Annotated in this window: 28 protein-coding genes; 20 read left to right on the top strand and 8 right to left on the bottom strand. The window is 41.8% G+C overall.

Translation table 11 applies throughout. The features are described 5' to 3' along the window. Positions 1 to 66: 66 nt before the first annotated feature. On the top strand, positions 67 to 1,890 hold the full coding sequence (gene pepF / locus ACIGG7_RS12930; RefSeq protein WP_397549908.1) for an oligoendopeptidase F: 1,824 nt from the start codon (positions 67 to 69) through the stop codon (positions 1,888 to 1,890). Between the two features lie 77 nt (positions 1,891 to 1,967). Here the strand turns inward: pepF and ACIGG7_RS12925 are convergent, their stop codons facing one another. From ACIGG7_RS12925 to ACIGG7_RS12905, 5 genes are all read right to left on the bottom strand, one after another. Then, the gene (locus ACIGG7_RS12925) at positions 1,968 to 2,156 is read right to left on the bottom strand and encodes a hypothetical protein (protein ID WP_224941530.1); all 189 of its coding nucleotides are present in this window, start codon (positions 2,154 to 2,156) and stop codon (positions 1,968 to 1,970) included. Positions 2,157 to 2,435: 279 nt separating this feature from the next. After that, a complete protein-coding gene (locus ACIGG7_RS12920; protein WP_224941529.1) occupies positions 2,436 to 3,302 on the bottom strand; it encodes a ClpXP adapter SpxH family protein in 867 nt (288 codons plus the stop codon). Further along, the gene (locus ACIGG7_RS12915; protein ID WP_224941528.1) at positions 3,295 to 3,696 is read right to left on the bottom strand and encodes a globin domain-containing protein; all 402 of its coding nucleotides are present in this window, start codon (positions 3,694 to 3,696) and stop codon (positions 3,295 to 3,297) included. Before ACIGG7_RS12915 ends, ACIGG7_RS12920 begins: the two co-directional genes overlap by 8 nt. A 254-nt stretch (positions 3,697 to 3,950) precedes the next feature. Continuing rightward, complete coding sequence (locus ACIGG7_RS12910) at positions 3,951 to 4,592, bottom strand: lytic transglycosylase domain-containing protein (RefSeq protein WP_224941527.1); 642 nt, start codon at positions 4,590 to 4,592, stop codon at positions 3,951 to 3,953. A 48-nt stretch (positions 4,593 to 4,640) separates the two neighbouring features. Beyond that, positions 4,641 to 5,228, bottom strand: a complete 588-nt coding sequence (locus ACIGG7_RS12905) for a CYTH domain-containing protein (RefSeq protein WP_224941526.1) — start codon at positions 5,226 to 5,228, stop codon at positions 4,641 to 4,643. 129 nt (positions 5,229 to 5,357) lie between these two features. Between ACIGG7_RS12905 and ACIGG7_RS12900 the strand changes: the two genes are divergently transcribed. Genes ACIGG7_RS12900 through ACIGG7_RS12885 form a run of 4 tightly spaced genes read left to right on the top strand, consistent with a single transcriptional unit; the run spans position 5,358 to position 8,153 of the window. Continuing rightward, positions 5,358 to 5,732: a UPF0738 family protein gene (locus ACIGG7_RS12900; RefSeq protein WP_224941525.1), complete on the top strand. Its 375-nt coding sequence runs from the start codon at positions 5,358 to 5,360 to the stop codon at positions 5,730 to 5,732. A gap of 16 nt (positions 5,733 to 5,748) precedes the next feature. Beyond that, positions 5,749 to 6,405, top strand: a complete 657-nt coding sequence (gene yjbM / locus ACIGG7_RS12895) for a GTP diphosphokinase (protein ID WP_224941524.1) — start codon at positions 5,749 to 5,751, stop codon at positions 6,403 to 6,405. A gap of 18 nt (positions 6,406 to 6,423) precedes the next feature. Continuing rightward, complete coding sequence (locus tag ACIGG7_RS12890; RefSeq protein WP_060670229.1) at positions 6,424 to 7,221, top strand: NAD kinase; 798 nt, start codon at positions 6,424 to 6,426, stop codon at positions 7,219 to 7,221. Positions 7,222 to 7,235: 14 nt separating this feature from the next. Continuing rightward, positions 7,236 to 8,153: an RluA family pseudouridine synthase gene (locus ACIGG7_RS12885; RefSeq protein WP_224941523.1), complete on the top strand. Its 918-nt coding sequence runs from the start codon at positions 7,236 to 7,238 to the stop codon at positions 8,151 to 8,153. A gap of 34 nt (positions 8,154 to 8,187) precedes the next feature. Here the strand turns inward: ACIGG7_RS12885 and prpE are convergent, their stop codons facing one another. Beyond that, positions 8,188 to 8,925 (bottom strand): bis(5'-nucleosyl)-tetraphosphatase PrpE, encoded by a 738-nt coding sequence (gene prpE / locus ACIGG7_RS12880; RefSeq protein ID WP_397549907.1) that lies wholly within the window; start codon positions 8,923 to 8,925, stop codon positions 8,188 to 8,190. Between the two features lie 285 nt (positions 8,926 to 9,210). Here prpE and mgtE point away from each other — a divergent pair, with 285 nt between their 5' ends. From mgtE to ACIGG7_RS12855, 5 genes are all read left to right on the top strand, one after another. Continuing rightward, positions 9,211 to 10,554, top strand: coding sequence for a magnesium transporter (gene mgtE, locus ACIGG7_RS12875; RefSeq protein ID WP_224941695.1), 1,344 nt, complete (start codon positions 9,211 to 9,213; stop codon positions 10,552 to 10,554). A gap of 21 nt (positions 10,555 to 10,575) precedes the next feature. Then, on the top strand, positions 10,576 to 12,438 hold the full coding sequence (locus ACIGG7_RS12870; protein ID WP_224941521.1) for a monovalent cation:proton antiporter family protein: 1,863 nt from the start codon (positions 10,576 to 10,578) through the stop codon (positions 12,436 to 12,438). 114 nt (positions 12,439 to 12,552) lie between these two features. Further along, a complete protein-coding gene (locus ACIGG7_RS12865) occupies positions 12,553 to 13,038 on the top strand; it encodes a DinB family protein (RefSeq protein ID WP_397549906.1) in 486 nt (161 codons plus the stop codon). 80 nt (positions 13,039 to 13,118) lie between these two features. Next, positions 13,119 to 13,895, top strand: coding sequence for an enoyl-ACP reductase FabI (gene fabI / locus ACIGG7_RS12860; protein ID WP_224941519.1), 777 nt, complete (start codon positions 13,119 to 13,121; stop codon positions 13,893 to 13,895). 145 nt (positions 13,896 to 14,040) lie between these two features. Continuing rightward, a complete protein-coding gene (locus ACIGG7_RS12855; protein WP_397549905.1) occupies positions 14,041 to 14,589 on the top strand; it encodes a CotO family spore coat protein in 549 nt (182 codons plus the stop codon). A 54-nt stretch (positions 14,590 to 14,643) separates the two neighbouring features. Here the strand turns inward: ACIGG7_RS12855 and ACIGG7_RS12850 are convergent, their stop codons facing one another. Next, positions 14,644 to 15,129 (bottom strand): CotY/CotZ family spore coat protein, encoded by a 486-nt coding sequence (locus ACIGG7_RS12850; protein ID WP_224941517.1) that lies wholly within the window; start codon positions 15,127 to 15,129, stop codon positions 14,644 to 14,646. Positions 15,130 to 15,263: 134 nt separating this feature from the next. Here ACIGG7_RS12850 and ACIGG7_RS12845 point away from each other — a divergent pair, with 134 nt between their 5' ends. From ACIGG7_RS12845 to ACIGG7_RS12800, 10 genes are all read left to right on the top strand, one after another. Next, a complete protein-coding gene (locus ACIGG7_RS12845) occupies positions 15,264 to 15,620 on the top strand; it encodes a DUF1360 domain-containing protein (RefSeq protein ID WP_224941516.1) in 357 nt (118 codons plus the stop codon). Positions 15,621 to 15,883: 263 nt separating this feature from the next. Beyond that, positions 15,884 to 16,351 (top strand): sporulation protein, encoded by a 468-nt coding sequence (locus ACIGG7_RS12840; RefSeq protein WP_397549904.1) that lies wholly within the window; start codon positions 15,884 to 15,886, stop codon positions 16,349 to 16,351. Between the two features lie 12 nt (positions 16,352 to 16,363). Further along, complete coding sequence (gene spoVAC / locus ACIGG7_RS12835) at positions 16,364 to 16,834, top strand: stage V sporulation protein AC (RefSeq protein WP_224941514.1); 471 nt, start codon at positions 16,364 to 16,366, stop codon at positions 16,832 to 16,834. Further along, positions 16,834 to 17,850, top strand: coding sequence for a stage V sporulation protein AD (spoVAD, locus tag ACIGG7_RS12830; RefSeq protein ID WP_397549903.1), 1,017 nt, complete (start codon positions 16,834 to 16,836; stop codon positions 17,848 to 17,850). Before spoVAC ends, spoVAD begins: the two co-directional genes overlap by 1 nt. Before the next feature lie 21 nt (positions 17,851 to 17,871). Then, positions 17,872 to 18,228 carry a stage V sporulation protein AE gene (gene spoVAE / locus ACIGG7_RS12825; RefSeq protein ID WP_224941512.1) on the top strand — a complete coding sequence of 119 codons (357 nt, stop codon included), beginning with the start codon at positions 17,872 to 17,874 and terminating at the stop codon, positions 18,226 to 18,228. Between the two features lie 15 nt (positions 18,229 to 18,243). Then, positions 18,244 to 18,936 carry a DUF421 domain-containing protein gene (locus ACIGG7_RS12820; protein ID WP_397549902.1) on the top strand — a complete coding sequence of 231 codons (693 nt, stop codon included), beginning with the start codon at positions 18,244 to 18,246 and terminating at the stop codon, positions 18,934 to 18,936. A gap of 79 nt (positions 18,937 to 19,015) precedes the next feature. Continuing rightward, positions 19,016 to 19,135 (top strand): YjcZ family sporulation protein, encoded by a 120-nt coding sequence (locus tag ACIGG7_RS12815; protein WP_224941510.1) that lies wholly within the window; start codon positions 19,016 to 19,018, stop codon positions 19,133 to 19,135. 139 nt (positions 19,136 to 19,274) lie between these two features. After that, a complete protein-coding gene (spoVIF, locus tag ACIGG7_RS12810) occupies positions 19,275 to 19,535 on the top strand; it encodes a sporulation-specific transcription regulator SpoVIF (protein WP_219169420.1) in 261 nt (86 codons plus the stop codon). Between the two features lie 330 nt (positions 19,536 to 19,865). After that, positions 19,866 to 20,144 carry a hypothetical protein gene (locus tag ACIGG7_RS12805; RefSeq protein WP_224941509.1) on the top strand — a complete coding sequence of 93 codons (279 nt, stop codon included), beginning with the start codon at positions 19,866 to 19,868 and terminating at the stop codon, positions 20,142 to 20,144. Positions 20,145 to 20,170: 26 nt separating this feature from the next. After that, a complete protein-coding gene (locus ACIGG7_RS12800) occupies positions 20,171 to 21,079 on the top strand; it encodes an MBL fold metallo-hydrolase (protein ID WP_397549901.1) in 909 nt (302 codons plus the stop codon). Here ACIGG7_RS12800 and ACIGG7_RS12795 read toward each other — a convergent pair. After that, a complete protein-coding gene (locus ACIGG7_RS12795; RefSeq protein WP_397549900.1) occupies positions 21,051 to 21,737 on the bottom strand; it encodes a DUF421 domain-containing protein in 687 nt (228 codons plus the stop codon). The genes ACIGG7_RS12800 and ACIGG7_RS12795 overlap by 29 nt on opposite strands. Positions 21,738 to 21,815: the final 78 nt, after the last annotated feature.

The following is a 21,815-nucleotide window of genomic DNA, read 5'->3' as shown; positions in this document are numbered from 1 at the left end:
AAATTCTTAGATGAGAGAGAATGTTACTATAAGGAATTTTCTGTAGATTTAGAATGGAGGATGTATATGTCAAAAGATACAGCAGTGAAAAGTCTGCCTGGTAGAAAAGAGGTAGAAGAAAAGTTAACGTGGAGATTGGAAGACATTTTTGAAAGTGATCAGACATGGGAAAAGGAATATAAAGAAATCAAAGAGCTATCAAAGAAAGCGGATCAATTTAAAGGAACATTGGGTGAAAGTGCAGATCAGCTTTACCAGGCATTCGCTTTCCAGGATGAAATAATGGAACGGATGGGTAGGGTTTATACATATTCTCACATGCGCTATGATCAGGATACGACCAATTCGTATTATCAGGGATTGGATGACCGTGCCAAAAGTCTTTATACACAATTAGGAAGTAAGTTTGCTTACCTGGTGCCTGAAGTGCTTTCCATTGACGAAGATAAGCTAAAAGGCTTTCTGGAGGAAAAGGAAGAACTGAAAAAGTATAAGCATGCATTAGAGGAAATTAATCTTCAGCGTCCACATGTTCTTTCTGCAGAAGAAGAAGCGCTACTGGCACAGGCATCTGAAGTGTTCGGTGCTGCGAGTAATACATTTGGGATGTTAAATAATGCCGATATTGAATTTCCAAGCATAAAAGATGAAAACGGAGAAGAAGTGGACATCACTCATGGCCGTTTTATCAGGTTCCTTGAGAGCAGTGATCGCAGGATTCGGGAAGAGGCGTTTAAAAAGGTATATGAGACATATGGTAAATTTGAAAACACATTTGCTTCGACTTTAAGTGGCGCGGTGAAGAAAGACAATTTCATTGCGAATGTCAGACATTACGATTCTGCCAGACATGCGGCTTTATCAAATAATAATATTCCCGAAGAAGTCTATGATAACCTGGTTGATACCGTTAATAAAAATCTTCATCTCCTGCAGCGCTATGTAAAACTTCGTAAGAAAGTTCTGGGCTTGGATGAGGTTCATATGTATGACCTATATACGCCGCTTGTGAAAGAGGTCAAAATGGACATAAGCTATGACGAAGCACAGACCATGATTCTTGACGGTCTAAAGCCACTTGGTAAGGAATATGCCGATGTTCTGAAAGAGGGCTTCGAAAACCGCTGGGTGGACGTAGTGGAGAACAAAGGGAAGAGAAGCGGGGCCTATTCTTCAGGAGCATATGGCACAAACCCTTACATCCTGATGAACTGGCAGGATAACGTAAATAATCTCTTTACACTTGCCCATGAATTCGGACACAGTGTGCACAGCTACTATACGCGTAGCTCACAACCATATACGTATGGTCATTATTCCATCTTTGTAGCCGAAGTGGCCTCTACTTGCAATGAAGCATTATTGAATGATTACTTATTGAATACGATTGAAGATGAGAAGAAACGTTTATATCTCTTGAATCATTATCTGGAAGGATTCAGAGGAACTGTATTCCGTCAAACGATGTTTGCTGAATTCGAGCATCTCATTCATAAGAAAGCACAAGAAGGAGAAGCACTGACTTCAGAGTTTTTGACGAAAGAGTATTATAATTTGAATAAGAAGTATTTCGGCGATGACATTTCAATTGACGAAGAAATCGGGTTGGAGTGGGCTCGCATTCCACACTTCTACTACAATTATTATGTGTATCAATATGCAACAGGATTCTCTGCCGCAACGGCGCTGAGTCAACAAATACTTGAAGAAGGGGAACCGGCAGTGGAACGCTATATCGACTTCCTGAAAGCGGGAAGCTCCGATTACCCGATCGAGGTGCTGAAAAAAGCGGGAGTGGATGTGACTACATCCAAACCGGTGGAGGATGCTTGTAAAGTTTTTGAGGAAAAGCTGAATGAAATGGAAGAACTGCTGGAGAAGCTTCAATAAATAGAATCACTAAATAAATCCCCCGCCAGAAGGGCATCTTCCTTCAGGCCGGGGATTCATTTTTTAAGGTCCGTCCCTCATTTCATCGATTTGAATCCCCTGAATCGGTTGCGGTTTCCGAGGGAGTGGAAGAAGAGGAGGAGGGAGAGAAAGAGGATGGGAGACGTGATATAAATGGGGATCAGGTGCATGAGGCCAAGGATGTTGATGAAAAAGCTGATGAGGATCAAGAGGAGGAGGATCCCATATTTCATTTTTACGAGCATGTTAATTCCCTCCGAACGTTGTCTTATTACCATTTATATGAAGAGGAAGGGAAGAACATGAATTGATTTTGACAATATTGTGAAATACCATACAAACAACTTGCCAATACAAGTGGATACATGATATATTATCGGTGTGAAGTTGATCACAAGCAAACATATACCCCTTTGTTTGACCGTGAAAAATTTCTCCCATCCCCTTTGTTCGTATTGAAAAACCGATGTTGGAAACAACATCGGCTTTTCTTGTTTTATGAAGATTTAATTATACTACAATAATTATTGATTGATATATTTCCAAAAGGTTCCGTGCTTTGCCGGAAGTTTTTTTACTTTTTGCTGAAGTGTCCATTTCTTCATTTGCTTTTCAACTTCTTCTATAGATAGATCATACACTACGGCAATTTCCTTCGATGCAACCACCCGATAATACTTCATGAAAACCTCAAGTGGGGGCAAAGGCTGCTTCTCAGGCTTTGTTGTAAGCATTTCTTCAATAATATGAACATACACCTCATAAGAATACAAACCGGTGATCTTTAATCCCTCATCCTCGATATTTTCATTAAAAAAGACCAGGGTCGGAATTTCATCCACTTCCATTTCCGATGTAATCTTGACGTCACATTGAAACGCCTTTGATGCAGTAGAAGAGTTAATATCGTTCATGAATTCGCTCAGATCAAGCTTTGCTGCCCGGGCACATTCCTTCAGAACGTCGATGTTCGAAATGTCTTGTTTCTGCAGGAATAACCGTTCCTGTAAAAAACGAAGGAAGCGAATACCCGAGTGTTTACCTTGAAGTTCTGCTGCTTTGATGGCAAAAGATGCGAGATAGGGTGAATCAATCGGATTATCGATCCACAGGCTTCCATCGCACGACATCCCGGAGCGACTTGCCGTTTTATCCCATTGTTGTGCCAGATCTTCCTGCTTCCTTTTGGTCGCCAAATTCAAAGAGGCGAGTTGTCCGCTTAGGATATACCGTATACGAAAGTACTGACCGTACTCGATATGCAGCTTCTTTAAGATTGGTTCTAGTGCCCAGCACTCCGGGCAAAGAGGGTCAACAAACATATATATTTCCAGAGGTTTCTTCTCACGACCGCACCCTTTAAGGTGATGCCAGCTATTTGTCCTAGTCAATGGCAGAACCCTTGGTAGAATCCGTATTTACCATGTGATGGGCAGTTAAAACGAGTCTGTGAAAAAAGTCATCCCTTACTGGACCCTCTAGATCGACTTCATTCATAGCCTCATGCATACAGCTTAACCAAGCTTTAGCCCTTTCTTCTGTAATTGGAAATGGAAGATGCCTGGCACGCAGCATAGGATGTCCATGCTCCTCGGTATAAAGTGCAGGACCACCTAAATATTGAGTTAAGAATTGCTTTTGTTTACGTGATGTCTCGGTTAAGTCATCCGGGAAAATTGGTGACAACTCAGGATGATTGGATACTCTTTCATAAAAAGCTTCAACGAGCATGGAGAGTTTCTTTTCGCCGATAAGGTTATAGGGCATTTGTGGTTTCTCGACCATAAGAATGACTCCTTTTTACTTAGATTGTATGTTCATTCTAGCAAGCATTAATCTATATCTCAAACAAATAGTCTTACATCTGCCTGATTATTCCTAAATTAGTGTAGCCTCCTTTTATGTTTCTATCCTGTTTTGTCTGAATGAATGATGATTTGACACAAGAGGCGAGGGGGGTCTAATGAACCATACGGCTTGTATCAAAAAGGCAAGGCCGACCTCAAAGGGGAGGAGTGCCTTGCCAAGAAGACGGACCATTAGGCAAAATAGTGATCTGTCACTTTCTTAACATATGCGGTTGTTTCTTTAAACGGTGGGATACCTTGATATTTATCAACGTTACCAGGGCCGGCGTTGTAGGCTGCCAGGGCAAGGTGGATGTCCCCGTTATATTTATCAAGCATTTGCTTTAAATACTTCGTACCTGCAAATACATTTTCTTCAGGATCGAAAATATTGGTGACTCCAAGACCTCTTGCAGTGCTTGGCATGAGCTGCATTAACCCTGCGGCCCCTGCGGGACTGACGGCACCAGGATTGAAATTGGATTCCTGTTTAATGACGGATTGAATCAGTTTTTTAGGCATACCATAATGATCAGCCGCTCGTGTGATGATTTCATCAATCTCCTGTGGTGCAGCCAGGTAAGCATTGTTCACAATGGACTGCGGATGGATGCTTGGCGTCACTGATAAGGCTGACTTAATACGCCAGGCTTCATTGACGGCTCCAAGAGATTGATTCATGTTCTTGGAATTTGTGCTTGAATGAAGGGCTTCTGTTAATAATTGTTGAAACAGATCATTCGATTGACTGCTTGTATCTTGAATCGAAGAAACTGAACCTAAGCTGTTCAATGCTTTGAGCTCCATCATCGTTTTCAATTGCTGAACATTCATGTGAAAGACTCCTCATTTCGTAAACTGCTACTCTTATACTTATATCGGTCAAGACTCTTCCTGTTTTAATTTCTCCAAGTAAAAACGTTTGATTTTATTGTCCGTTTTTCTTATTGGAATGTGATGCTGTTTCAATAAATCAAGAAATATCTCTTCACCCGATTTACGTTCCTTCACTTCAAATTCAAGCTCGTAGTCTTCTTTATGAAGGTAAGAACTTTTATCGAAAACAAGTAGTCCATCTCTATAGTTCATTTCTGCCCTGTTTGTTGAAAGTGTCCCGAAGTGTTGGAGTGCAGTGCAAGAAACAGAAAGTGACTTCAATACATCTTTGACTTCCCCTATTGGAAATGTCCCTTCCCCTAGGAGAGAGTCTGCTTGGCTTTTCGATAAGGATTGATTCGTTTCTAAAAGATCTTCGTTAAAAGGGGTCTTTAGTGTTAACGTATACTTCCCGTTTTTCTCCCGGATTCTTAGTGCAGATTGTTTCTCTTTTAATTGATGATCCGGAGTATCAAAATAGTGATTGTCCTGAGAGATGAAATCCTCTTCCTTAATATGAAAGTGAGAGGTCAAGCGGTTGAATTCCTCTTCTGTTACGAGATTCTTGAATTCTATTTCTATTTCCTGTGCCATGCGTAAGCATCCTTTCCTTACAAACTTCTTCTATTATCTCTTTAATAATTGGGAACTTCAATGTTTAGATGAATTGGTTGTATTATGTTAAAATGATACTGATTGTTTAATGGAAGGATGAAGAAACGCATGAGGAAAATTGTTCAATTTCAACACACAACATATGAAAACGGTACATTATACTTACATACGGACCAGGTCGATCTCATTCAAGATACAACGGCTGCCTGTCAGATCATTGCAGATTCCGATCGCTATGCTTTCGTGTATTTAACAGAAAACGAAGAGGAATATGTGTATTTATATCTGGAAGAGTCAATCTGGCCGGAATTGAAAAAAGCATTAAAGGAAAAAGCGGCAGTCGTAGCAAAAAGTGAACATGTTTCACTTGAATTGGATCAATTCACAGAAGAACTTGACTATCTGGTAGAGAATATAGAAGGAAACGGGAACTACGGTGACGAAATGGTTGAAAAGGTAGAAAAGGTATTTCTTGAAAAGTAGGCGAGAGGTGAGGGGAATGAATCACTGGGAACAATTTTTAGCTCCCTACAAGCAGGCTGTAGACGAATTAAAGATTAAGCTTAAAGGGATGAGGGGAGAATATGAACTCCACAACACACATTCTCCCATTGAATTTGTCACAGGCAGGGTAAAACCCATCGCAAGTATTCTTGATAAGGCGAATCAAAAAGGAATCAAGCTATCGAATATTGAAACAGAAATGCAGGATATCGCAGGACTCAGGATGATGTGTCAATTCGTTGATGATATTCATATCGTCGTGGAAAAACTTCGGAGCCGGAATGATTTTAAAATCATAGAAGAAAGGGACTATGTAACCCACAAAAAACCAAGTGGCTACCGATCCTATCATATTGTCATAGACTATCCCGTGCAAACCATCCAGGGTGAGAAAAACATCTTGGTAGAAATTCAAATCAGAACGTTATCCATGAATTTTTGGGCGACGATCGAGCATTCATTGAATTATAAGTATAGTGGTCAAATTCCTGAACAAGTACGTCTCCGGATACAACGAGCTGCTGAAGCGGCCTTTAGGCTTGATGAGGAAATGAGTTTGATCCGTGAGGAGATCCAGGAAGCCCAAGTCATTTTCACGAATAAAAAAGAAAAGGATCAACGGAGAGAAAATCCTGAACCAAAACAGCAGTGATTTGAAAGGGGTATACGTATGAAGTTCGCGATAACATCAAAAGGTGATTCGAAGTCTAATACCTTAATGCATAAAATGAGAACGTATCTACAAGATTTCAACTTGATCTATGATGATGATCAACCGGATATCGTCATTTCCGTTGGCGGGGATGGCACGCTTCTTTATGCATTTCACCGCTATCGATCCAGGCTGGATAAGACGGCATTTGTCGGTGTACATACGGGGCATCTCGGCTTCTATGCTGACTGGGTGCCAGAGGAGATCGAGAAACTCGTCATAGCCATTGCTAAGACACCCTATCAGATCATTGAATATCCACTCTTGGAAACGATTATCCGTTATCAGCATGGTGGAAAGGAAACCCGATATCTTGCTTTGAATGAATCAACGGTCAAAAGCGTTGAAGGGACCCTTGTCATGGACGTGGAAATCAGGGGGCAGCATTTTGAGCGCTTTAGAGGGGACGGCCTTTGTCTTTCAACTCCATCCGGAAGTACAGCTTATAATAAGGCACTGGGTGGAGCAATCATTCACCCGTCATTACCGGCCATTCAATTTGCTGAAATGGCGTCCATCAATAATCGGGTTTTCCGAACCATCGGGTCACCGCTCATTTTACCTGCGCATCATACGTGCATGCTGAAACCAGTGAATGGACCGGATTTCCTGGTGACGATCGATCATCTTTCTCTCCTTCATAAAGATGTGAAGAGCATTCAGTATCGTGTTGCGGATGAGAAAATTCGTTTTGCCCGCTTCCGCCCCTTCCCGTTCTGGAAACGTGTCCATGATTCATTTGTAGCGGATGAATAAGGGCAGGTATTAGGATGAGCGGTTTTTCACTAGAATGGAGCATTCCTTCTACGTATGAAGGGAAGTTAATGAGAGAGTTTCTTATGGATCAGCAGATTTCAAAGCGGACTTTGACGTCTGTCAAGTTTGACGGAGGATCCATCACTATCAATGGTAAGGAAGAAAATGTTCGCTATCCTCTTTCGTCAGGAGATCTTCTAAAGGTGAGTTTTCCTGTAGAGAAGCCGAGTAAGACGTTAGTGGCGGAAGATATCCCCCTGTCTATTCTTTATGAAGACAATGATGTTCTTGTCGTTGACAAACCCTGGGGGATGAAAACCATTCCCACGAAAGATGAACCGACAGGAAGCCTGGCAAATGCGATCTTGGGATATTTCGAAGTTAAAGACATTATGTCTACGGTACATATCGTTACCCGGTTGGATAAAGACACTTCCGGACTGGTCCTGGTGGCAAAACACAGGCATGTTCATCATCTATTCAGCCTTCAGCAGAAAGAAAGGGAAATCCAAAGGACATATGAAGCTTTCGCTGAAGGGGAGTTGGACATTTCGGGAATGATTGAAGAGCGAATCGGCCGAAAGTCCGACAGCATCATTGAAAGAGAGGTGCGGTCAGACGGGCAATTTGCTTTAACCCATTATAGGGTGGTGGAACAGTTCCTTGATTTTGCCCATATTGAGTTAAGACTGGAAACCGGCAGAACCCATCAAATAAGGGTTCATATGTCATTTATCGGACATCCTCTAGCTGGAGATGATTTATATGGGGGAAGTGTAAAGCTGATAGGCAGACAGGCCCTTCATTGTCGAAGGTTACATTTTTTTCACCCTATCCGTAAATCTTGGCTGAGCCTGGAGGTCCCGATGCCTAGTGATATGAGGGCACTGCTTGATCATCAAAAGAGAAGAGACCCTTTTCGGTTAGACTGAAAAGGGTCTCTTTTTAGTATATACATGTAGTGCATCATTCTAATTCCCTGAATTTCTCTTCCACAAAGGGCATGGTAGAGGGTACACTAACTACCTCGATTTCTGGATATCTTAAAGCAGAAAGCTTCCCACCGAAGACAGCACCTGTGTCAATATTCGCTGTTTTGTTCAAAATCCGTGGTTCTTTCACGGGTGTATGACCATATATAATCCAAGGGTCCCCTTTATAGTCACGGGCCCAATCTTTTCGGACAGGCGTGCCGTCTTCATTCTTCTCTCCGGTAATATCCCCGTATAGGACAAAGGTTTTGACCCGATTGCTCTGTTTACCTATTAACTCTTCCTTGATGCCTGCATGAGCAATAATGAGGCGTCCATGATCCAATACTTTATACAATGGGGATTGTTCATATAGTTCAATGAACATATCCCGATATCGATTTCTTTCCTTCGGAGGTAAGGCGCTAAGCTCAGCCACCGTTGTTTCCAGGCCGTGAAGGATTTTTACGTTGTTGCCTAAGAAATAGCGGTAGAGTTTATTGCAGTGATTACCAGGGACATAATGAACGGAATCCCTTTGAAACAATTCAAATACAGTGGCTATTGTCTTAATGGAATGATGTCCCCGATCGGTCAAATCTCCCACAAAGCCAAGCATTCTTCCGTCATGATGAATGGGGATCCCGGTACTCCATTCATATCCCAGCTTCATCGTTAATTCTGTTAACTCATGATAACAGCCGTGAACATCACCGATAATATCAATTTTCATCCTCAACCTTCTTTCTAAAGAGTACCTTTTTTCTTTTCTTTTGCCGTATTTTATGACATATTAATGATTCAGTATTCAAATCGTGCGTTTCGTATTCAACAGGGGTTATTATTACATAATAAACGAAAGTCATACACATATGGTTATGATTTCATCAGAGACAATCGTCTCAAGATTTGCTAGTATTATTAAGACTATATACAAATTAAGATAAGAAAGAGGGTGTCTTTGATGTCTGAGGTGACTCAAGAACAGGAAAAAGATAGAGAAAAGCAGGAAAAAGAAATGTACGATGAAGATCTTCTCATTAGAGCCCTTCAAGAAGAAGACCTGGATTTATTTCGATCAGAATTCGTTCAATTGCACTCTTATGACCAAGCGAAATTTTTCTCTAAAATAGATGAAGATTTGAGAAACCGTTTGTACCATTATCTTTCACCGGAAGAAATGGCAGAGCTTTTTGAGAGCCTGGATATAGATGAAGAGGATTATCAGGATATTTTAGCCGAGATGAACCCTACATATGCAGCCGAAATGCTATCTAATATGTATGCCGATGACGCTGTGGATGTCTTGAATGAATTGGATAAAGATCAAGTTGTCAGTTATCTGACAATCATGGATGATGAATCGGCGAAAGAAATCAAAGAATTACTGCACTATGAAGAGTATACAGCCGGAAGTATCATGACCACTGAGTTTGTGGCCATTTCCCAAAATCAGACCGTGCGTTCGGCCATGTATATTTTGAAAAATGAAGCCCCTAATGCCGAAACGATTTATTATATCTATGTAGTCGATGATGATAAAAAGCTTGTAGGGGTTATTTCCCTCAGAGATTTGATCATTAGCCACGATGATGTCATGATCGGTGAAATTATGAGTGGCCGTGTCATGTCTGTAGGGGTAAGTGAAGATCAGGAAGCGGTCGCACGACAAATGAAGGATTATGACTTCCTTGCTCTGCCCGTTGTTGATTTTCAGCACCACCTTCTTGGAATCATTACTGTCGATGACATCATGGATGTCATGGAAGAAGAAGCTTCCGATGACTACTCCAAACTTGCCGGTATCGCCGATTTAGATTCCATTGACCGAAGCCCTATTAATGCAGCAAAGAAACGTCTTCCTTGGCTGATTGCCTTATTATTCTTAGGAATGTTCACAGCGAGCCTCATAGGCCGGTTTGAAAATACTCTGGATAAAGTGGCGATTCTGGCCGTATTTATCCCATTGATTGCCGGTATGGCTGGAAATACGGGAACTCAGGCACTGGCCGTTGCGGTGAGGGGAATTGCAACAGGTGACCTGGAGAAGGAGAACAAGATGTCCCTGATCATCCGGGAGGCGGGTACCGGACTCATTACAGGCACAACGTGCGGGATTGTTGTCAGCGTCATTGTGTATGTGTGGAAAGGTGAATTCTTCTTAGGAATCCTTATTGGTGTATCCGTGTTGATCTCACTGTTCGTTGCAACACTCGCAGGTACATTAGTGCCTCTCCTTATGCACAAGCTAAAAGTAGACCCGGCTGTCGCTTCCGGTCCTTTTATCACGACGATTAATGATGTCATCAGTACCTTGATATATCTTGGCTTAGCGACAATGTTTATGAACTACTTAATATAAAGAGAAGAGGGGGAGGAATGAATGGAACAACATGCATCCGTTGCATCACTTGTCATTGTTATTCTTGTAGCTTTTTTAACTCCCATTTTACTGCATCGATTCAAGTTGAATTTCATCCCGGTCGTTATTGCGGAAATTATTATGGGGTTGGTAATAGGGAAGAGTGGATTTAATCTCGTTCATCAGGACATGTGGCTTGAGACATTATCTACCCTAGGGTTTATCTTCCTCATGTTCTTAAGCGGACTTGAAATAGATTTCACCGCTTTTTCCGGTGGGAAAAAGAAGAAAGAGCTTTTACCGAGTGGTAAAGAAGAGCCGAATCGACTGAAATTAGCGATCATTATTTTCATCGGAATATTCTTCGTATCCCTTGGTCTGTCGTATGTATTTGTCTTATTCGGTCTCATCGATAACGCGTTCTTGATGACGTTGATCATTTCAACGATTTCCCTTGGAGTCGTAGTACCAACACTCAAAGAAGCCCATATCATGAAAAGTGCCATCGGGCAAATCATCCTGCTTGTAGCGGTCATTGCAGATCTTGTGACCATGATTCTACTTGCTGTGTTCGTTTCTCTTTACGGAGAAGGACATGGGAATATGTGGCTCCTTCTGATATTGTTCGGGGTAGGACTCCTGTTATATTTCCTTGCGAAGAGGTTGAAGAACAATCCTTTCATCAAGAGTTTGTCGACAGGAACCGTTCAAATCGGAACACGAGCCGTCTTTACACTGATCATCTTACTGGTGGCGGTTTCTGAGACGGTAGGGGCGGAAAATATCCTGGGGGCATTCCTTGCAGGTGTACTGGTTTCACTGCTTGCTCCAAATCAGGAAATGGTTCACAAGCTTGACTCATTTGGTTACGGGTTCCTCATTCCGATCTTCTTCGTCATGATTGGCGTCGAGTTGGATCTCGGGTCCCTGCTCAGTGATAAGAAAATGCTCTTACTCATTCCATTATTGGTTCTGGCATTCCTGGTTTCAAAGATCATCCCTGTCTACCTATTGAGGTACTGGTATGATACGAAAACCACAATTGCTTCAGCATTTCTCCTTACATCAACCTTATCATTGGTGATTGCTGCTGCCAAAATCGCTGAAAGGATCGAGATTATTACAGCTCAGATGAGTGGTACCCTCATTTTAGTGGCTGTAATCACATGTATCATCACACCGATCATTTTCAAAAAGCTTTTCCCGAGGGAAAGTGCAAAAGAGAAGAAGCTGAAAATTACATTCCTTGGTGCCAATCAGTTAACCATGCCGGTATCAAGAGAGCTTCAATCCTCCTTGTATGAGCCGGTTCTATATCATACCAAACAGGATAAATCAGATCGAAGTATCGCTGATTCCCTGTTTACGATCAATGAGATCGATGATTATGAATTAGAGACTTTGGAAGATAAGAATATTTTCGAGTCGGATATCCTTGTGATTTCCACTGGTGATGAAGAGTTGAATGCTACCCTCGCCGTCACGGCAAAAGAATATGGTGTAGGCAGGGTCATTGTAAGGGTTGAAAGTCCGGACCTCCATGAAAGCCTGCGTGATCAGGATATTGAAGTGTATTCCGTATTCTTATCAACCAAAGCTTTATTAAGGGCGCTCATTGAGTCACCATCCGTCATGAGTATCCTGACAAATCAGGAAACATCCCTTTATGAGATCCGGATGTTAAACAGCCAATTTGAAGGCATGACCCTTCGGAAGTTCCCATTCACCGGAGATGTCATCTTTGTCCGGATCTTTAGAGGAAAGGATTCCATCGTACCTCATGGAGATACCGAGCTTCACATGAATGACCGCCTGATTGTCACGGGCTCAAAAGAATATGTAGATGAACTCAAACGAGAACTTGAATTCTGTGAATACTGCTAATAAGGCTACACACTTCCCAAGAAACTTTTTTCTTGGGAAGTTTTACTTTAAAGAGGAGTTATGTCTTATATCACCTAATTAATAAGAGAAGAAATAAATAAGGAGGAATGGTCTATGTGGGAAAAGAAAATAGTAGAAATCCGGGATAATGTAAAGAAAAGTCTTGAGGATTTATCTTATGTTGAACTGAACCAAAAGCCTTCAAAAGAGGAGTGGAGCATCGCTCAAATCGTACTTCATCTCGCAGGTGCGGAAACACGCTTTTTGACATTGGCACTGGAATCTGCAAAAAGACCGTCTGGAAGGAGCGGTACAGATGTAGATTTATCCGTTTTTGATGATCCTTCTCAAAAATTAAAGGCACCGATCGAGCCTCCCTCAAGTCAACAAAACAAGGAAGATTTATTAAAATCATTGGATGATTCTCGTTCTCTCACTACGCAGTTTCTTGAGAACTATTCTAAAGAGAAATTAAAACATCAATCTATGAACCATCACCGCTTTGGGGAGATGCCGATCTGGCAGGTGCTGGAACTTCTAGGTAAGCATGAACAGAGACATCTACAACAGATTGAGAATGTAAAAAGGAGAATACGATAGGTTTCTTCTTTTCTTTTGCCTGGGATTGAGTTAGAATTAGTAGTAGGTACTAATAACATGTATTAATTAGGAGGATAATAATGACTCTTTCATTAAAAGGAAAAACATATGTTGTCATGGGAGTTGCGAATAAGCGTAGTATTGCATGGGGAATTGCCCGTTCTCTGCATCAATCCGGTGCACGTTTAATATTTACATATGCTGGCGAGCGCTTTGAAAAGGGGGTCAGAGATCTTGCCGAAACACTTGAAGGCGGAGAGAATTCACTCGTTCTGCCATGTGATGTAACGAGTGATGCTGACATTGAGAAATGCTTTGCCACCATTAAAGAAGAAGTGGGTGTGATTCACGGCCTTGCGCACTGTATCGCATTTGCTAACAAGGAAGAGCTTGCAGGCGATTATATGAATACAACAAGGGACGGCTTTCTGCTTGCTCACAACATCAGTTCATATTCCTTGACGGCGGTTGCTAAAGTGGCAAAGGATCTTATGACTGAAGGTGGCAGCATCGTTAGTATGACGTACCTCGGCGGTGAGAGAGTCATGCAGAACTATAATGTCATGGGTGTAGCAAAGGCGTCTCTTGAAGCGAGTGTGAAGTATCTGGCCAGCGACCTTGGGAAACATGGTATCCGGGTAAATGCCATCTCAGCGGGACCGATTCGTACGCTGTCTGCAAAAGGTGTAGGGGACTTCAACAGCATCCTGAAAGAAATCGAAGAGCGTGCTCCACTTCGCCGAAATACAACGCAGGAAGAAGTCGGAGATACCGCAGTGTTCCTATTCAGTGATTACTCAAGGGGCATCACGGGAGAGAACCTTCATGTAGATTCAGGCTATCATGTATTAGGGTAATGTAAGAAATGGTGGCGGGATTCATTCCCGCTGCCATTTTTTTATGGCGTCATACCTTCAAAAGTTGTAAAATTCACATGAAAATGAAACCCCTGGGCGCTTTCTGCATACATATAAAAGTGGAGAACAATTAGGAGGTGTCTCAGTGAGAACAGAGAAAAAAGCGGGGAAAGAACCTTTGCTATATATAAACCAGCCAAGATTAGACGAAGTAAAAGGGAATATGCAGGTGACCTATCGCACACCCAAGAAACAAAAGCCTCAAATTCAACCAGAGAATAAACACTCATTAACCACTAATAAACTAACTGCACCGGAAGAACAACTAGACAGACGTGAAGAGAAATACCTTGACGAGGAGGTACACATCCATCATACAGATGGTTTAGAAGTATCTGAAGTGAATGAAGCACACTCGGTCTCTCAGCCTCCAGAACGTAAAACGGCCGCTTCCACCTTTAGAAAACTAAGACCGTTCAGGGAACTGTCCATTGATGAGAAATTAGATTATATTTCTGCGAGCATTAACGGAAAAGTGCCGTTTCCATGTGAGTTTTCTGATGGTCATCAATCAGTGAAAGGCGTCATATTACAAGACGATGAGGATCACATTACCATCAGAAGCTTTCAAGGTGAAGAAGTGGAAATGAAGAAGAATGAAGTGAGATCCATTAAGATGATCGGACTGCAATAAAAAAAGGAGCCAGGCGGGGTACCCGGCTGGCTTATTTCATATGAAACGTGATGATCAGTCTTCGCATTCTAAGAATACGTGTACGTCTTTGATGCATTGAATCGCACAGAAGCAATCCAGATCAACTGTGATACATTCTCCAGTGAATACCCATTCAGTATTATTGCCCATGGTCTCCATGTCAGAACCTGATCCAGAACCTGATCTAGAACCAGTGCTATCAGCGTAGTCAGGCTTTAATACTTGAAGCGTTGCACAACAGTTATCGAATACTTCTTTTACCCGGAAAAATGGTGATTTCCAAGGGCATCCTTTGATGTGCGCTTTAAAAGTCTCACCGTTTTTCAGATATAACTTGAAGATACGAGTATTTAAACGATTACTTGGACTCACCATTGAACCAAGTGGCTCAAGGAAACAATCATTTTTACAATCGTTACACTCTTCATTTGCTACGTCTTGAATATCTTTAATAGCACGGACGGCTTGACATACGCAACCACGATTTTTTGAACTGTCTTTATCTCTTCCGCAACCCATATAGAAGTTCCTCCTTAAAATGAATTTCATTTACATTACTAACATATTGTGATGTAGGCAATTAGGTAACGGACATCTGCCCTCTTTTGGAAATTTGGGCTTGTATAATTTGAAATGTGAAGGGAGTCTTTCCATTGCAGCTTACATTGATTGAACTGATTGCCCTTGGATTAGCCGTCTTTCGGCTAACCCATCTGATTGTCTTAGACAAAATCACCGAATTTATAAGAGCCCCGTTCTTTGATGAATATACGGAAGTGGAAGAGAATGGGGAGGAAGCGATCTATCTTACACCTAAAAAAGGAGGAGTGAAGGGTTTTATCGGTGAGTTATTATCGTGTTACTGGTGTACGGGAATCTGGGTTTCATGCTTTCTTTATGGAGGTTTCTTCTTCTTTCCTCTATATTTCAACCCACTCATCACACTTTTAGCCGTTGCCGGGATTGCCGCTATTTTAGAAGCTGCCGTCCAAAGTTGGAAAACGGATTGAAGACCTAGGTAATTAGTGGAAACAAGCTCGGGTTTCTTCACATATACTAAAAAGGGAAACAGGGTAAAGGAGGATAAAAAAAGTGAAGAAAACCTCTACAAATACAAAGAAGCAAGGAAACTCATCCACTAAGAAAAAAGGATGCGGTTGTGGATCGAAAGTGAAAAAAAGCTAAGGCTGCTCAAATTGGGCAGTCTTTTTTTCATAAAAAATGACTTTATGAAAAAAATAAACGATGAGTACAAAAAAAAGAGGGATAGAGCATGAACAAGAACTCAATAATCATTCCACTTGCTTTATGCGTTTTGTTCGGATGCGCAAATAAGGAAGATGGAAACGACAGCAAGATTGCACTAATGAAGAAGACCAATCCACCGCCCATCGAATTAGTGGACAATCCTGAGACAGACAGCTATGGTCATGCCATCAAAAGAGAGATCTCCAAAATGGATGAACTTTATGATGTGGCAGTCATCCAGGGAAAAGAAGAAACGCTTGTAGTTTACAAAGTGAAGCATTTGCACAGATTCAAAATGAAAAAGATAGAAAAGAAAATGGATGACTATCTGGAAGATAAATATCCCAGGGAAGATTTTATATTATCCAGTGATTATAAAATTTTCCTTGAAACCATCCGCTTGAAAGAAAAACTTAAAAATGGGTCGATTACGAAGAAGGATGCTGAAAGCAGGTTCCAGGAAATCGTTAAGCTTCAGAAGGAAAAAACGTAGGAGGAATGCCTTGTGGGGAAAACACCAAAAACACCCGAACAGATGAAGTATGAACAGTTGGAAAAACAATATGAAACGAAGCGTCCCCTCCTGAAAAATGTTATCAAAGCATTCTTTGTCGGTGGCTTTATCTGCTTGATCGGGCAGGCGGTTACGTATGTGTACATCTATTATTTCAACTTCACCGAACAGACGGCTGGAAATCCAACAGTTGCCACAATGGTGTTCCTGGCTATGCTTCTTACTGGCTTCGGAGTATATGACCATATTGGCCAATTTGGAGGGGCGGGAAGTGCTGTACCTGTCACGGGATTCGGGAATGCCGTCATCTCCGCTGCCATTGAACATAGAACAGAGGGCCTCGTCCTCGGTGTCGGTGGTAACATTTTTAAATTGGCAGGATCTGTCATAGTGTTCGGGGTATTCTCAGCCTTTGTCGTTGCGTTAATCAAGACTATTTTGATTCAGTTGGGGGTGATTTGATGCTGCAAGGTAAAAGATCATGGATGTTTCCTGCCAACCCGGCCATCCTTTCTACAGGAGTAGTAGGAGGACCATTTGAGAAAAAAGGAAACCTCTCGGCTGACTTCGATCAGTTTTACGATGATGTATGGATGGGACAGGATACGTACGAAAAAGCCAATCGTACACTCATTGAAGATGCCGTTCAGATTGCAATGGAAAAACAGTCCCTTCAAAAGAGTGATGTCCAGTTTTTCTTGACGGGTGATCTGATTAATCAAATCACCCCTTCAAGCTTTGCGGCAAGAACGAATGGCATTCCATATTTCGGATTATTCGGGGCGTGTTCGACCTCCATGGAGGGGCTAGCTCTCTCAGCTTTTTTAGTCAACTATCATGGAGCTCATCATGTGGTTACAGGGGCTTCCAGTCACAACTCCGCAACAGAGAAACAGTTCCGCTACCCAACCGAGTATGGTGGCCAAAAACCTCCAACAGCTCAGTGGACCGTAACCGGGGCGGGGTTCGCCGTAATTGGAGAAGGATCATCAGTCACGGGACCGACCCCCAGAGTGACATCTGCAACTATCGGGAAAGTAATGGATATGGGGTTGAAAGACCCGTTTAATATGGGAGGTGCGATGGCACCTGCGGCCGTTGATACGATTGCAGGTCATTTTCAAGACCTGGGTAGAGACCCTTCCTATTATGATCTCATCGTTACAGGTGATCTTGCCAGAATCGGAAGAAAGACGGCTTTCGAAATGCTTAAGCAAAAAGGATACACACTGGCGGATCAACAATTTAAAGATTGTGGGATGCTGATTTACAATGAAAACCAACCGGTCCAATCAGGAGCAAGTGGGCCAGGGTGTTCTGCTACCGTTCTTTACGGGCATTTGTTGAATGAAATGAAAAAAGGAACCTATAAACGCATCTTAGTCATTGCGACTGGGGCATTGTTATCACCCCTGACATTTCAACAAGGCGAATCGATCCCTTGTATTGCTCATGCGGTGTCGATTGAGTATTTGTAGGGATGGAAAGGAGGAAACAAAGTGTTAGCGATGTTTTTTTGGGCCTTTACGATAGGTGGTATCATCTGTGTGATCGGTCAATTATTATTTGATGTTGCAAAATTAACCCCGGCCCACACTTTGAGTCTGCTGGTTGTCTCAGGTGCAGTGCTTTCCGGATTAGGCTTATACGAGCCCCTGATTGATTTTGCCGGAGCGGGAGCGACCATTCCCATTACGAGCTTTGGTAACGCACTTGTAAACGGGGCTATGCAGGAATCCCAGGAACATGGCTTGGTGGGGGTCCTTACCGGAATGTTTGAAGTCACGAGCTCCGGTATCTCTTCCGCCATCATATTCGGTTTCATTGGAGCTCTCCTGTTCAAACCAAAGGGATGATAGAGGTGAAATAAGATGCCTGAATACTTACAGGTGGCACTCAGAAGCATATTTATCCTGCTTTCCCTATTTGCCATCACCAAATTATTAGGTAAGAAACAGCTTTCGAAATTATCCTTTTTCGAATATATTACAGGAATCACAGTGGGGAGCATTGCTGGAACTCTATCAATGGACCTGGGCCTGCCCTTAAGTGAAGGGCTGATGAGTATCCTATTATGGTTTGCATTTCCACTGCTGTTTTCTTTCCTATCATTAAAGAGCATCCGGTTTAGAAGGTTTGCTGAAGGAAAGCCTACGGTATTCATAAAGGAAGGCAATATCGATGAAAAAGCTTTGAAGAAAGAGAAGTATTCCGTTGATGAGTTACTTGAACAATTACGGAAAAAGGATGTGTTCCGCGCTGCCGATGTAGAATTTGCATCGCTTGACACAAACGGGGATTTAAGTGTTCTACTGAAGAAAGAAAAGCAGCCCCTTGTACGTGAAGATGTATTTGAAATATCACAAAAATCCACTCCACCACAGGCTGTTATCACGGACGGGAAAATCGATCAAAAAGCCCTCTCGGAAGTAGGATTTCCCTTGCCATGGTTAACTCGTGAGATCTCTAAGAGGGAACTGAAGGTGGAATCCATCTTTCTTGCACAATTAGATGCAGAAGGCAATTTAACTTTCGACTTGTTTGATTGGACAAACACACAATAAATTATCAGAAAGCCCATACGCAAACCTCTCTATATACATATGTTATAAGAGACTAAAGGTAAAAGAGAGGTGATACTAAATGTATGGATATGGCTACGGTGGATGTGGTTATGGATGCGGAGGCGGATATGGCTCAACGTTTGTCTTGATCGTTGTGCTTTTCATTCTCTTGATTATCGTTGGAGCTAGCTTCTGTTAGAAAGGGGTACAAAAGGCAGAATCCTCAAGTTGGAGGGATTTTGTCTTTTTGTTTTGTGTTGTAAAAATATTTCATATTTAATTCACGCTCCTGGGTTTCTTACATATGATGCTTATAGTTAAAAGGAGGCGTGATGGAAATGAATAATAACTTTTTCAAGAATTTAGAGAAGAAGACAGGCGTTAACATGAACGAAGTGTTAGAGCTTGCGAACTCTTTACAAAATGCAAATTTCAAAGATGAAGCTACGGTAAGAAGCGTCATTAAGCGCGTATCTAAAATTGCGAATAAACCTGTAAACAAGGAAATGGAAGATAAAATTGTCCAATCGATCGTGAATGACGGGAAGCAGTTGGATTTCAGTACCATTTCTAATATGTTAAACAAAGGAAAGAAATAAAAGAATACTCACAAAAATAAGAAGAATGGACATAAAGGAGTGTGAACTCACGTATTTTATGTTAATTCTTCTTTCTTTTTTTGCTCTTTTCGCAAAGATTGTTGTTATTTTTCACAGACTAGGACTTGCCAATGCTCTGTCACCTGAGTCTGTGCCCCCGCGGAAAGCGAGCACCTGGAGCGGAAAGCAACATCCTCACTCTTGTTCAAAAGCAACAATGCTTAGGAAAACAGTCTGCTTTTTAATAGTAGCTTGTTTGGCAGGTAAAGATGCGTCCGGACGTTTCTCAAAATCTTAAATGGGGTACATAAAATCAAGGAGGTCATAATAATGGGATACATTGCACCAATTCCTCACTATCAGTACAAACAATATCAGGAAAGAGATATAAAAGTTGATAAACACCCGTTCAGCTATTTCCCCGTACAACCCATCAAACCACTGAAAAATAAATCACAGACCAATACTGGAGAAACAGAAATTCGATATGAAGATCATCACTCCCAGCAACGTTCAGCGATAAATCAGGCATCTTTCAAAACACCCATCCCATCAACTTTATTGGCTCAGTTAACAGGAAAAGGAAAACACTTTAACGAATACGTATAGGGAACAGATTTGATGGAGGTATGATCGTGAAACTTCAGAAATACACAGAACATTGCTATGCGTTTACCGGTGCCGTTACGATCGGCTATTGTGTGAAAGAGGAAAAGGGGCTTTTAATTGACAGCGGATTGGATGACTCCGCTATGAGGAAAGTAATCAGGATATTGGAGGAAGAAAGACTCCCCCTTGATTATTGTATCATCACCCATGCCCACACAGATCATTTCGGCGGTGCCCGTCACCTTAAGAAGAAATACAACATTCCTGTTTTTGCCCCTAAATTGGAAAGAGCCATCATGGAGAATCCCATTCTGGAACCGATTTATTTATTCAATGGTGCGATGCCGATTAAGGATTTGCGTAATAAATTCCTTGAAGGACAGGCAGTTGAGGTGGACGAAGAGCTCAGTACGGGAAATAATAGCATAGGTCCGTTCTCATTTGATGTTATAGATTTACCGGGACATTCGTATAGTCAGGTAGGAGTCTTGGTTGAGCACATTTTATTTGCAGCAGATAGTTATTTTGGAAGTGAAACGTTAAAGAAGCATGTGATTCCCTTTATTGTGGATGCGGACCAAACATTGGAATCATTAGAAAAACTCCTTCACATATCATGTAAAGGAGCCATACCGGGACATGGGAGCTTCGAAGAAAATATAATTCAAACCGTGAAGGAAAATGTGGAACTTCACGAAGATAGAATGAACGCTCTAGTAGGGTTGGTAAATGAAAGCCCCAACGGAGATACATTCGATCACATCATGAAGAGATATTTGGACCTGCTTGGTATCAAAGTAGCGAATGTGGGGCAGTGGCTGCTTTTTAGAACATCGGTTACAGCCTACCTTACAAGTCTTGAACGCAAGAAACACCTGTCATTTTCAATTCGAGAAAATGAATTGATCATTCAGCCCCTTTATATCCTTGAATAAAAAGGGTTTTCCCATCTTCCCACTCCACGTAAAGCACTTCATTATAGGAGTGGAAGCCTTGTTTTTTCATTTCATTCAATAACCAGGTTTCTGTCTGTCCTGCAAGAGTTAAATTATCATGAACAATTTCTCCATCTACGATCAATGATAGAGGGAGGGTGGCGGACTTGAATGGCAATTGAAGATCCTGCCTCTGTACCATATCGTAAAGAGGCTTTCGAATGACGCTCAACGTACCGTCTGATTCCAAGAGCGCATATTCACATTCTCTGATAGCAAATACATCCTTCGCCCGTAACAAGTGCTGAAGCTGGTTCAAATCCAGATGATTTTTTTTCAGTTGATCGTAATTAATTTGCCCTTTGTTGATGATTAATGATGGGGTCCCTTCTAACATATGCCTAAAACGTCTTGATTTTTGGGTGAAGAACTCAGTAATGAAGATTAAACTTCCCCAGATCGAAATGGCAGAGAGAATTTGAAAGACTGTTGTTTCCCCGTCATAAAGGGAGTTCCCTACAAGCTCGCCTAGAATTAATGCGGATATGAAATCAAAGGCTGATATTTGAGTGATTTGTGTTTTTCCCAGGATTTTTGTCAAAATGAGCAAAGCGAAATATCCAACGATTAATTCGACGGCGATGGACTTGATTGCCATGGAGCTCCCCCTTTCCATATACCTTTCCATTATCGACGAGATATGTTCTGAATATACGATTGCGTTAAACAAAAAAAG

Source organism: Rossellomorea sp. NPDC077527 (assembly GCF_044542955.1).
GTDB classification, from domain to species: domain Bacteria; phylum Bacillota; class Bacilli; order Bacillales; family Bacillaceae_B; genus Rossellomorea; species Rossellomorea aquimaris_E.
The sequence above is the reverse complement of the archived record's forward strand: the minus strand, read 5'-3'. Positions and strand labels throughout refer to the sequence as shown.

What these genes read in the sequence shown, in the direction of transcription:
- pepF (WP_397549908.1), top strand. Translation starts at nt 67, where the DNA reads ATGTCAAAAGATACAGCAGTGAAAAGTCTGCCTGGTAGAAAAGAGGTA.
- ACIGG7_RS12925 (WP_224941530.1), bottom strand. Translation starts at nt 2,156, where the DNA reads ATGCTCGTAAAAATGAAATATGGGATCCTCCTCCTCTTGATCCTCATC.
- ACIGG7_RS12915 (WP_224941528.1), bottom strand. Translation starts at nt 3,696, where the DNA reads ATGGTCGAGAAACCACAAATGCCCTATAACCTTATCGGCGAAAAGAAA.
- ACIGG7_RS12910 (WP_224941527.1), bottom strand. Translation starts at nt 4,592, where the DNA reads ATGAATGTTCAGCAATTGAAAACGATGATGGAGCTCAAAGCATTGAAC.
- ACIGG7_RS12905 (WP_224941526.1), bottom strand. Translation starts at nt 5,228, where the DNA reads ATGGCACAGGAAATAGAAATAGAATTCAAGAATCTCGTAACAGAAGAG.
- ACIGG7_RS12900 (WP_224941525.1), top strand. Translation starts at nt 5,358, where the DNA reads ATGAGGAAAATTGTTCAATTTCAACACACAACATATGAAAACGGTACA.
- yjbM (WP_224941524.1), top strand. Translation starts at nt 5,749, where the DNA reads ATGAATCACTGGGAACAATTTTTAGCTCCCTACAAGCAGGCTGTAGAC.
- ACIGG7_RS12890 (WP_060670229.1), top strand. Translation starts at nt 6,424, where the DNA reads ATGAAGTTCGCGATAACATCAAAAGGTGATTCGAAGTCTAATACCTTA.
- ACIGG7_RS12885 (WP_224941523.1), top strand. Translation starts at nt 7,236, where the DNA reads ATGAGCGGTTTTTCACTAGAATGGAGCATTCCTTCTACGTATGAAGGG.
- prpE (WP_397549907.1), bottom strand. Translation starts at nt 8,925, where the DNA reads ATGAAAATTGATATTATCGGTGATGTTCACGGCTGTTATCATGAGTTA.
- mgtE (WP_224941695.1), top strand. Translation starts at nt 9,211, where the DNA reads ATGTACGATGAAGATCTTCTCATTAGAGCCCTTCAAGAAGAAGACCTG.
- ACIGG7_RS12870 (WP_224941521.1), top strand. Translation starts at nt 10,576, where the DNA reads ATGGAACAACATGCATCCGTTGCATCACTTGTCATTGTTATTCTTGTA.
- ACIGG7_RS12865 (WP_397549906.1), top strand. Translation starts at nt 12,553, where the DNA reads ATGTGGGAAAAGAAAATAGTAGAAATCCGGGATAATGTAAAGAAAAGT.
- fabI (WP_224941519.1), top strand. Translation starts at nt 13,119, where the DNA reads ATGACTCTTTCATTAAAAGGAAAAACATATGTTGTCATGGGAGTTGCG.
- ACIGG7_RS12850 (WP_224941517.1), bottom strand. Translation starts at nt 15,129, where the DNA reads ATGGGTTGCGGAAGAGATAAAGACAGTTCAAAAAATCGTGGTTGCGTA.
- ACIGG7_RS12840 (WP_397549904.1), top strand. Translation starts at nt 15,884, where the DNA reads ATGAACAAGAACTCAATAATCATTCCACTTGCTTTATGCGTTTTGTTC.
- spoVAD (WP_397549903.1), top strand. Translation starts at nt 16,834, where the DNA reads ATGCTGCAAGGTAAAAGATCATGGATGTTTCCTGCCAACCCGGCCATC.
- ACIGG7_RS12820 (WP_397549902.1), top strand. Translation starts at nt 18,244, where the DNA reads ATGCCTGAATACTTACAGGTGGCACTCAGAAGCATATTTATCCTGCTT.
- ACIGG7_RS12815 (WP_224941510.1), top strand. Translation starts at nt 19,016, where the DNA reads ATGTATGGATATGGCTACGGTGGATGTGGTTATGGATGCGGAGGCGGA.
- spoVIF (WP_219169420.1), top strand. Translation starts at nt 19,275, where the DNA reads ATGAATAATAACTTTTTCAAGAATTTAGAGAAGAAGACAGGCGTTAAC.
- ACIGG7_RS12805 (WP_224941509.1), top strand. Translation starts at nt 19,866, where the DNA reads ATGGGATACATTGCACCAATTCCTCACTATCAGTACAAACAATATCAG.
- ACIGG7_RS12795 (WP_397549900.1), bottom strand. Translation starts at nt 21,737, where the DNA reads ATGGCAATCAAGTCCATCGCCGTCGAATTAATCGTTGGATATTTCGCT.